Origin of the sequence: Microbacterium sp. Cr-K20 (assembly GCF_000708325.1) — a bacterium.
Classification (GTDB): domain Bacteria; phylum Actinomycetota; class Actinomycetes; order Actinomycetales; family Microbacteriaceae; genus Microbacterium.
In genome coordinates this window covers 60,667-69,740 of the sequence record NZ_JARE01000068.1, presented here as the reverse complement: position 1 = coordinate 69,740, position 9,074 = coordinate 60,667, and the positions used below count along the sequence as shown (strand labels likewise).

Below are 9,074 nucleotides of genomic sequence, written 5' to 3'. Positions count from 1 at the left end.
CCGGTGCTGCCGTCGCTTCCGGATCCGATTCCCGGGCCCCTGCCGTCGCTGCCGGGTGGGGTCGCCGGCCCCGACTTCCCCGACCTGATCGCGGATCCGCCGCGGGTGGATGTGCCCTCCCTTCCCGGCGCGCCGATCGCGCCCGCCCCGGGCATCGGTCTCCCGACGATCGAGGCGCTGCCCATGCCGTTCCCGGTCGCCGATCTCCCGGCCGCTCCCGAGTTCGTGACCCTCCCCGCCGAAGCCGTGCTGCCTCCCGAGAACCTCATCGCGTTCTCCGCGCCGGCCGAGCGCATCGACACGGTCCTCTCGGATCTCGGCTCCCTCATCGACATGCGCAGCGAAGGCGAGGCTCTCCGATGAACGGTCTCTGGAACCAGAACGACTGGTCGCAGTTGCTCGAGGGCGACCCCGGCACGCTCGAGACCCGCTCCGGTGCCCTGTCCCGTCAGGCCACCGCGATCAACGACGCCGCCCAGGCGCTGCAGGACATCGTCTCGGGGCAGCTGAGCAAGTCGACGACCGCGCTGCGGTCGACCGCCGCCGAGCTGCAGACCTCGATGTCGCAGGCGTATCTGCGCTACGACGAGACCGCCACAGCGCTGCGCACGTATGCCGTGACGCTCGCGCCCATCAAAGAGCAGGCGGCCAGGGACATCCCGGCTCTCGAAGCCGCGCAGGGTCGGTTGGGCACGGCAGAGCACGCGGCCGGCGATGCGCAGCGGCGGCAGTGGTTCGAGGGGCTGAGCAACTCTCCGCAGGACGTCCGTCAGGACACGGCCGACGACCTCTCCCGCGCCGAGCGCCAGGCGACCGCCGCCCAGTCCGACATCAACGCGATCGTCGCTCGTCTCCGCGCCGGAGCACAGAGCAAGGAGGATGCGGCCCAGGCCGCCATCCGCGCGATCGAGAGCGTCATCAGCCAGGGCAAGGACTCGGTCCTCGACAACATCGCCCAGTTCTTCGAGGGTGTGGGCGACCTGCTCGCCGGCATCGGGCGCTGGGTCACGGATGTCATCAAGGGGGTCCTCGACACCCTCTCCGACATCTGGAACGCGCTGCTGCCGAAGATCATGGCGGTGCTGCTGCTCGCACTGATCCCGATCGTCCTCGGGCTGGCGGGACTCCTCCTCGGCGGGCCGCTGCTCGGCGCCGTGCTCGCCCTCCTCGGCGGTGCTGTCGCGCTCACGATCGGCGGGGTGCTGATCACCCGCATCCTCACCGACGTGCTCGCGCCCGACCCCGAGGTCACCCCCTTCGAGATCAATGAGCGGGACAACCCGATGCCGTCGCGCGCGGACTACGCGAGCGACGCCGAATACCAGGCGGCCCTCGAGGCATGGAAGGACCAGACCTCGACGATCGGTGATCCCTCCCTCGAGAACGCCTTCGCAGAGGCCGGCCTGGTGGACTGGCTCGGTGGCACCTCGCCCGCCGATGAGCAGGGCGTCATCCGCGTCGAGCAGGTCGTCGGGGCAGACGGAGTCACCCGCTGGCGCGTGGTGCTTCCCTCCACGCAGGACTGGGTCATGAGCCTCGACGGGATCAACGACGCGGGGGCGACCAACGACCTCGACAGCAACCTCGCCCTCATGCTCACGCCCGAGCTGCAGACACAGTACGAGCGCGCGGTCATGCAGGCGATGCAGGATGCCGGCATCGATCCGGGGCCGAACGGCGACCCGGTGATGCTCGTCGGGTTCAGCCAGGGCGGCATCATGGCGGGGCACCTCGCAGCGAACCGGTCGAGTGCCTACAACTTCGAGGCCGTGATGGCGTGTGGGTCTCCCATCGACGCCATGCGCATCCCGCCGACGACGCAGGTCATCTCGATGCAGCATCAGGGTGATCCGGTGCCGATGCTCGACACGCTCACCAACGGCGCGGTGAATCCTCGGCAGGAGGAGAACTGGCGCACATTCACGCCGGTCGCCCCCGGTCACCAGCCGGCCGCGATCGACGCCGGCGCGCACAACGCGGCTCTCTACAACATCAGCTGGCAGGAGCAGCTCGCGAATCTGCCTGCCGACGAGCGTGCGAGACTGGAGCAGTTCTACGCGCACGACGGCGCGACGGTCGTGACCGAAGAATATGCATGGAGTGAGTGATGTCCCGACGTTTGGCACTGACCGCCGCAGGAATCGGCGTCGCCGGGTTGCTGTTGACCGGGTGCTTCCCGACCGGTGCGCCCGCGCCGGAGAAGACTCCGCCCGCATCCACCCAGGAGGCTGAAATGACCGATCCCGCACCCGTCGTCGAATCGGTGAAGTCCGCGCTCCCCGAGGCGCTGCAGGTCGAGGTCGAACCCATCAGGGACGGCCTCACCGGCGGATGGCTGATCCACGCCGAGGTACCACTGGGCTACGTCGTCACGGGCGATGCGCTGCAGTCGGTACTGGTCGCCGCCTGGAACGCCTCGGAGCCGAAGCCGGCGTTCGTCGCGTTCAACCCGTGGTCGACGTTCGAGGGCAAAGAGGGTGCGATCGAGGCCCAGCGGGCGGCCGACGAGCTCGGCATCGACTGGAGCCCGAGCTTCTCCGTGGGCGTGAACGTGCCGGACTACGAGATCGAGAAGCTCGCCGGTGAGTGAGGTCGCCGTCGAGGCGGCGACGCCCGAGCTGCGCTTCCGACTTCTCGGCGCCTGGCACCCGGTGCTGCTGAACGACCTCGACAGCGGTCCGCTGGTCTCCGACTTCGTCGACGAGGTCTTCGGCCGTCGCGACGAGGATTCGACGCTGCGGGCGCTGACCCGCCGTGACATCACCGAGGCGGTCGCGAGTGCTCGCGCGCTGCACGCCAAGGCGATGTTCCTGATGACCGAGCTGCGCCCCGGCACGCCGCTGCCGGTGACCCTCACGGTCTTCGAGCAGCCCGATCTGCGGATGTCCCCGGCGATCGGGGTCTCGCCGCAGGCGGTCGTCGCGACGCTCGAGAAGGTCTTCACCGAGCTGCAGCGTCCCCACCTCGACACCGCCCACCGGCTGCAGATCCCCGGCTCCGCGATCCTCCGACTGCACAGCATCGAGGAGCAGAAGCTGGCCGACGAGGAAGACCTGCGTGAGGCTCCGGAGGAGTTGGCGGCTGAGGCGGGGGCGGTCTCGATCCGTCGTCTGTCCGCCGACTACTGGTACACGGTCCCCGGCTCGAAGCAGGTGCTGCTCGTGAACCTCTCGACGCCGGTCGGCGACATCCCGCACGTGCTGCTCGGGTTCTTCGACAGCATCGTCGAGGCGTCGTACTTCGAACTGCCGGCTGCACCGTCGGGGGCGTCCGTCGAAGCCTGAGCCGCCCTGGTCCCAGCGCGGTCAGCGCGTGGCGGCCGCGGCGTCGGCGAGGTGCCGCGCGTTGTGGCTGAGCACCTTGACGATGATGCCGTGGCGGCGGAGTTCCGCGACCGTCCTGGCGCCCTCGTCGCTGTCGCGCCCGAGAGCGGCGATCGACACGACGACCAGCACGTCACCGGGACGCAGGGTGCCGATGAGGCGGGAGAGGCGGTCGCTCCAGCTCTCCAGGATGTCGGGGGCGGGGTGACGGAAGCCCTCGATGGGCACGCCGAACCGTGTGAGATCGGCGCGCTGCTCCACGACCGACGGCATGTCGTCGCGGGAGACCACGAGTCCGACCAGGCGTGAGCCGTCCGGGCGGGCGAGCCAGAAGTTCCGGTTCTCCTGCAGTTCCGTGAAGCACTTCGGGCACACCGCCGCGTCATGCGGAAGGTGCAGCGGGCTCGTCAGGGCAGCATCAACGGATGCCGCCTCCGTGGGTTCGATCGTCTCGCTCATCGCGCACCTCCGCGTTCCATTCTGCCCTGTCGCGGGTGCAGACCGTTGTCAGGGGGTGCCGTTGTTCGCCGAGTCCGTGATCTCGGCTTCCTGCGTCTCGAATGCGGTGGCGGAGTCGCGGGCGACCACGCCGGCGCCGGCGGTCATGCTCTGCAGCTGCAGGAGCGAGGCCTTGGCCCACATGGCCCAGGTGTCGGCGGCGGCCGAGACCGTGGAGCTGCCGCAGCCGGCGAGGGAGAGGTCGACGTCGAGGCTCATGCCCCATGCCGTGCTCTGGAGCGTGCTGCCGGTGGCGCCGACGGCGTCGGAGTCGAACTGGAGATCGGTCATCACGGCACCTTCACATCGTCGGGAGAATAGGTCTCGGTCGGGTCGGGCTGCGGGTCGAAGAGGGCGACGCTCGCGTCTGCGATGTCGCAGTCCTTCGTGGTGACGGAGTCGGTCTCGACGAGGTGGGTGTCGTCGTCGCGGATCACGCGATAGACCACCTCGCGGCCCGAGGTGGGCTCCGGCGCGGAGGTGCGGTCGGCGTCCAGGTACCAGTCCTGCGCCTGGCAGACGGTCACGAGCGCCTCGTCACCCTCCTCGTCGACCGAGAGCGGGATCATCGGAACCGGGCCGGGGTAGGTGAAGAACCGGTCGGCCTTCGCCTCGTCGCGCTGCCACTGGGCCGCAGCGTCGATCGCCGCTGCGGTCGTGGTGTCCTGCAGCTCGTCGGACGTGTAGTCGCGGGTGAAAGCGGCGATGCTGAGGGCGGTGTCCGATGCGCGGACGGCCTGTACCCAGGGGCTCGACTCGAGCTCACCCGTGGGCTCACCCGACTGCCAGCTGACCGACGGCGGCTCGACCGCTGCGGGGGTGCACCCCGTCAGCGCGAGACCGATCGCCGCGATCCCGACCACTGTCAGACCCATGAGTCGACGCCTGTACTGCATTCTCAATGCCCCTCTGCCCACGACGAGCTGGCCTCGACGCCTCGCTGATAGTCCGCCAGCATCTCCTCGGCCAGATCTGTCGCCTCCGCCGGGGAGAGCCCCTCCGTCATGCCGAGATCGGCGAGCATCTGCTCGATCGTGTTGATCATCGCGATCTCGCGGCCGGAGGCGCTGTTCTGCTGCTCCTCCAACAGTACTTCGTGCGAATTGCCCCACGCCGCCTCGGCATTGCCGAAGCCCCAGTCGGAGACGCCGCCGATGACGGCATCCTGGACGACATCGATCGCGACGCTGCCGCCCTCGACGAGGACGTCGCCGACGGCCGGGATCGGGATCAGCCCGACGACCGTGCTCACGCCGTCGATGGCCTCCTGGACGGCCGCATCGTGGCGTCCGGCCTCTCCGAGCGCGGCGCCCTCCCCCGATCCGTCGAGCCAACCCTGCAGCTCGACGACGCGCTCGAGGGCGTCCGCGGCGAAGGCGCTGCCGGGAGGAGCGATGTCGGCGAGCGCGATGAGCGCATCCTGGTACTGACGCACCGACTGGGAGATGACATCCGCGCCGGCCGACGGCGAATCCCCATCGCTCCAGGTCGCGGTGCCGAGAAGCTGGGACAGCTGCGCCTGCGTGACGTTGGGGATCGAGCGCGGGTCGGTCGTCCCGATGAGTGCGTCCTGGATCGACAGCGCACTCGCGGTGCGGGGGTCGCTCTCGCTGAGGTTCTCCGAGAAGTACGGCATCGCGACGGAGATGCCCTCCGCGATGCGCACCTGTCCGATGCTCGTGAGGTTCTCCGGCAGGAAGCTCTCGTTGGTGGTGAGCTCCCGCACGATCTGGGTGGTGAGCTCGGCCACGCGGTCCCAGGTCTCCGGGTTGTACGTGTGCGTCGCGTCGGCAGGGCCGCCCGCGGCCTGCTGCGCACCGGCCCAGAGCGCGCCCGGACCCTCGAAGCCGTCGCCGCTGCCGTCGGCACTCCAGTCGCGGTCGCCGTACCAGTACTCGACACGTCCGGGGCCCAGGTCGCCGTCGCCGTACGGGTCTTCTCCGGTCGCCGTGAGCCAGTCCAGTGCCGCGTCGGGGTAGGTGCCGAGCGTCGAGAAGACGCGGCCGGCGAGGTCGTCGACGCGGTTGCCGTTGAGCCCGGTCGTCTCGCCCTCGAGCTGCGCGAGGAAGCGACCGCCCGCGTTCGGCGAGGTGTCGTACCAGCCGCCGTTCTGCATGCTCATCGGGTCGCGTTCGATGCGGTCGATCTCGTCGGCCATGGCCACCGTGAGGTTCACACCCAGCGGGTTGTTCTTCTCGTCCGAGAAGAGGAAGCCGATCGCCGCGACCGCGCCGCCCACGGTCGAGGAGGCGCCTTCGAGCATGCTGTCGGCGAAGTCGCTCGAGGTCGACGGCATCCAGATCTGGGAGCCGGTCGACAGGCCCCCGCGGATCATGGTCGCGAGCGCGAGTGCCGCTGCGGGGTCGAAGCCCTCGGTGATGGCCGCGTCACCCAGGTTGTCGATCATCGAGACGGTGCTCTCGCCGCCGACCTCGAGGAAGAACTGCGACATCACGAACGTGTCTTCGCCCCAGACCGAGAAGAAGTCCTGCAGGGCCTGCACGTTCTCGTCGGTGACGTCGCCCTCGGCGATCTCGTCGGCGAGGTTCGCGAACGCGTCTCCGAGGTTCTCGAAGGTGAGGTCGTCGATGTCGTCGATGCCCGCGGCGCTCAGCGCCGACTGCATCTGGTCCCACCGCGCCGATGCCGGCGGCTGGAGCGCCGTCGTGAGCGTGCTGTCGGCGGTCTCGCGCTGGTCGGCGAGGGTGCGCAGCTGCTGTGCGGCCATCCGCATGTCGTACAGGCCGGGCTTGTTCCCGCTCGGCACCCAGAGGTTCGACCCCAGGGTGGCATTCGGCGCGTTGGGGGTGAAGGCCGACGGCAGGAACGGGCTGTCCTCCTGCTCCGCGGCCTTCCACGTGGCGTAGCCGGTGGCGTAGGCCTGGTGCGCCGCCGTGGTGGCGACGCGGATGCGGTCGACCTCGGTGGCGTAGGCGGAGAGGGCCGACTGCACGGCGGCGAACTCCGTCTTGAGCTCGTCGCACAGCGTCTGGGGCTTCGCCAGGGATGTGCGGAACGCGGCGCCCGCGTCACCCGCCCAGATCTCCTCGGTCGTGCCGGTGGCCGCGTTCGACAGAGCCGTGCGCACGGTCTCGGTGCCGGTGTTCCGGTTGCTGACGCGTGTCGCGGCATCGTTGACCGCGCCGGTGTTCCCCCGGCCCGGATGCAGTTCGTCCCACTGAGTCATGTCGTGCGCCCCTCCTCGACGGTGTTCCCGTCCCCCAGCAAATCTAGCGGGGGTGACGAAGACCGGCGATGGGCAGAACTCCCCATGCGCCTCACCGCTCGTGCGCGGTCAGGCGATCACAGCATGCCGAGGGCGCGCACGGCTTCGCGTTCGTCGACCAGCTCGGCCACCGAGGCGTCGACGCGGGCGCGGGCCCAGTCGCTCAGTTCGAGGCCTTCGACGATTCGCCACTCGCCGTCGACAGAGCGCACGGGGAACGACGAGATCAGACCCGCAGGAACCCCGTACTCGCCGTGCGAGACGACGCCGGCCGAGGTCCAGTCGTCGGTGCCCTGCACCCAGTCGCGCACGTGGTCGATCGTCGCGCTCGCCGCGGATGCCACGGACGACGACCCGCGCACCTGGATGATCTCGGCGCCGCGCTTGGCGACGCGCGGGATGAAGGTCTGATCGAGCCAGGCCGGCACGTCGCCGACGATCTGCTCGAGAGCGTCGCCGACGGGCTTCCCGCCGACGGTCGCGTGCGAGATGTCGGGGAACTGCGTGGCCGAGTGGTTTCCCCAGATGGGCACCCGGCGCACGGTGTGCACCGGAACGCCGAGCGTCTGCGCCAGCTGGGCACGAGCGCGGTTCTCATCGAGCCGGGTCAGGGCGGTGAACCTCTCGGCGGGCACGCCGTCGGCTGCCGCGGACGCGATCAGGGCGTTGGTGTTGGCGGGGTTGCCGACGACCGTGACGCGCACGCCGGATGCCGCGTTCGCCGCGATGGCCGCGCCCTGCGGGCCGAAGATACCGGCGTTGGCCGCGAGCAGGTCGGCGCGCTCCATGCCGGGGCCGCGCGGGCGGGCGCCCACGAGCAGCGCGAGGTCGGTTCCGTCGAAGCCCACAGCAGCGTCATCCGTCACCTCCACGTGCTCGAGCAGCCCGAATGCGCCGTCCTGCAGTTCGAGCGCCGCACCCTCCGCGGCGCCGAGTCCCTGCGGGATCTCCAGCAGCCGGAGCCGCACCTTCTCATCGGGTCCGAGCAGGTCGCCCGCCGCGATGCGGAACAGCAGTGCGTAGCCGATCTGTCCGCCCGCGCCGGTGATGGTGATCGTGGTCGTCATGCCCCGAGCCTACGACCGTTCGGCCGATCTCCGCGCGGAGTACCCTCGACGCATGACCTTCAATCCCGACGCCGACATCTCGGGCAACACCACGCGTCGACGCGGCCGCAACGGAGCCATCGCCGGCGGGGTGGGCGTGGGTGTGCTCGGCATCATCGCGCTCATCGCCGGACCGCTGCTCGGCATCGATCTGACCGGATTGATCGGCGGTGGCGCGCCCGGCGGCGGCAGCGAACCCGCCGGGGGATCGGTCATCGAGAACTGCGAGACCGGTGCGCAGGCGAACGCCGACGTCGACTGCCGCATGGCGGGAGCGCAGCTCGTGCTCGACGAGTTCTGGGCCGACGAGGTCGAGGGCTACCGCAAGCCCGGATTCATCGTGGTCGACGGGGCGACGAACACGGCGTGCGGCACGGCATCCAACGCGGTCGGGCCGTTCTTCTGCCCCGGCGACGAGACGGTCTACATCGACCCGACCTTCTTCCAGCTGATGCAGGAGCAGTTCGGTGCATCCGCGGGCGAACTCGCCCAGCTGTACATTGTCGGGCACGAGTGGGGTCACCACATCCAATGGATCACCGGGGTCATGGACGAGTACCCGAACAACGGCACCGGTCCCGGAAGCAACGGCGTCCGCACGGAGCTGCAAGCCGACTGCTACGCGGGTGCCTGGATCGGTCGGATCTCGGAGGAGACCGACAGCGAGGGCGTCCCGTACCTTCAGCCGACCACCGAGAAGCAGCGCATCGATGCCCTGAACGCGGCGTTCGCGGTCGGTGACGACCACATCCAGGAGCAGTCCGGCTTCTCGAACCCGGAGAGCTGGACGCACGGCTCCAGCGAGCAGCGGCAGCGCTGGTTCGCCGAGGGGTATCAGAACGGCCTCGGCGTCTGCGAACAGGTGCTGACGCTGCCGACCGACCAGCTGGATCCATAGCCGCAGCGTGACCCGCTAGCGTT

9 protein-coding genes and 1 pseudogene are annotated in these 9,074 nt (G+C 69.7%); 5 read left to right on the top strand and 5 right to left on the bottom strand.

Annotated features, from left to right (window positions below; genetic code table 11):
- The 4 genes and pseudogenes from GZ67_RS20890 to GZ67_RS0116835 form a co-directional block, all read left to right on the top strand.
- A pseudogene (locus tag GZ67_RS20890) lies at positions 1-363 on the top strand (hypothetical protein); the annotation flags it as partial.
- Positions 360-2,108: a hypothetical protein gene (locus GZ67_RS0116845; RefSeq protein WP_051662605.1), complete on the top strand. Its 1,749-nt coding sequence runs from the start codon at positions 360-362 to the stop codon at positions 2,106-2,108. The pseudogene GZ67_RS20890 and the gene GZ67_RS0116845, both read left to right, overlap by 4 nt.
- Positions 2,108-2,590, top strand: a complete 483-nt coding sequence (locus tag GZ67_RS0116840; protein ID WP_029262896.1) for a hypothetical protein — start codon at positions 2,108-2,110, stop codon at positions 2,588-2,590. Before GZ67_RS0116845 ends, GZ67_RS0116840 begins: the two co-directional genes overlap by 1 nt.
- Entirely contained in the window at positions 2,583-3,284 is a 702-nt protein-coding gene (locus GZ67_RS0116835; RefSeq protein WP_051662604.1) for a hypothetical protein, read from the top strand. Before GZ67_RS0116840 ends, GZ67_RS0116835 begins: the two co-directional genes overlap by 8 nt.
- 21 nt (positions 3,285-3,305) lie before the next feature.
- Here GZ67_RS0116835 and GZ67_RS0116830 read toward each other — a convergent pair whose 3' ends face one another.
- The 5 genes from GZ67_RS0116830 to GZ67_RS0116810 all read right to left on the bottom strand — a co-directional run bounded on the left by GZ67_RS0116830 (position 3,306) and on the right by GZ67_RS0116810 (position 8,114).
- Positions 3,306-3,782 (bottom strand): recombinase family protein, encoded by a 477-nt coding sequence (locus GZ67_RS0116830; protein WP_029262894.1) that lies wholly within the window; start codon positions 3,780-3,782, stop codon positions 3,306-3,308.
- 48 nt (positions 3,783-3,830) lie between these two features.
- The gene (locus GZ67_RS0116825; RefSeq protein ID WP_029262893.1) at positions 3,831-4,112 is read right to left on the bottom strand and encodes a hypothetical protein; all 282 of its coding nucleotides are present in this window, start codon (positions 4,110-4,112) and stop codon (positions 3,831-3,833) included.
- On the bottom strand, positions 4,112-4,696 hold the full coding sequence (locus GZ67_RS0116820; RefSeq protein ID WP_029262892.1) for a hypothetical protein: 585 nt from the start codon (positions 4,694-4,696) through the stop codon (positions 4,112-4,114). Before GZ67_RS0116820 ends, GZ67_RS0116825 begins: the two co-directional genes overlap by 1 nt.
- Positions 4,697-4,719: 23 nt before the next feature.
- Positions 4,720-7,008, bottom strand: coding sequence for a DUF6571 family protein (locus GZ67_RS0116815; RefSeq protein WP_029262891.1), 2,289 nt, complete (start codon positions 7,006-7,008; stop codon positions 4,720-4,722).
- Positions 7,009-7,124: 116 nt separating this feature from the next.
- On the bottom strand, positions 7,125-8,114 hold the full coding sequence (locus GZ67_RS0116810; RefSeq protein ID WP_029262890.1) for a malate dehydrogenase: 990 nt from the start codon (positions 8,112-8,114) through the stop codon (positions 7,125-7,127).
- 52 nt (positions 8,115-8,166) lie between these two features.
- Between GZ67_RS0116810 and GZ67_RS0116805 the strand changes: the two genes are divergently transcribed.
- On the top strand, positions 8,167-9,051 hold the full coding sequence (locus tag GZ67_RS0116805; protein WP_029262889.1) for a neutral zinc metallopeptidase: 885 nt from the start codon (positions 8,167-8,169) through the stop codon (positions 9,049-9,051).
- The last annotated feature ends 23 nt before the right edge of the window (positions 9,052-9,074 follow it).

What these genes read in the sequence shown, in the direction of transcription:
- GZ67_RS0116845 (WP_051662605.1), top strand. Translation starts at nt 360, where the DNA reads ATGAACGGTCTCTGGAACCAGAACGACTGGTCGCAGTTGCTCGAGGGC.
- GZ67_RS0116840 (WP_029262896.1), top strand. Translation starts at nt 2,108, where the DNA reads ATGTCCCGACGTTTGGCACTGACCGCCGCAGGAATCGGCGTCGCCGGG.
- GZ67_RS0116830 (WP_029262894.1), bottom strand. Translation starts at nt 3,782, where the DNA reads ATGAGCGAGACGATCGAACCCACGGAGGCGGCATCCGTTGATGCTGCC.
- GZ67_RS0116825 (WP_029262893.1), bottom strand. Translation starts at nt 4,112, where the DNA reads ATGACCGATCTCCAGTTCGACTCCGACGCCGTCGGCGCCACCGGCAGC.
- GZ67_RS0116820 (WP_029262892.1), bottom strand. Translation starts at nt 4,696, where the DNA reads ATGGGTCTGACAGTGGTCGGGATCGCGGCGATCGGTCTCGCGCTGACG.
- GZ67_RS0116815 (WP_029262891.1), bottom strand. Translation starts at nt 7,008, where the DNA reads ATGACTCAGTGGGACGAACTGCATCCGGGCCGGGGGAACACCGGCGCG.
- GZ67_RS0116810 (WP_029262890.1), bottom strand. Translation starts at nt 8,114, where the DNA reads ATGACGACCACGATCACCATCACCGGCGCGGGCGGACAGATCGGCTAC.
- GZ67_RS0116805 (WP_029262889.1), top strand. Translation starts at nt 8,167, where the DNA reads ATGACCTTCAATCCCGACGCCGACATCTCGGGCAACACCACGCGTCGA.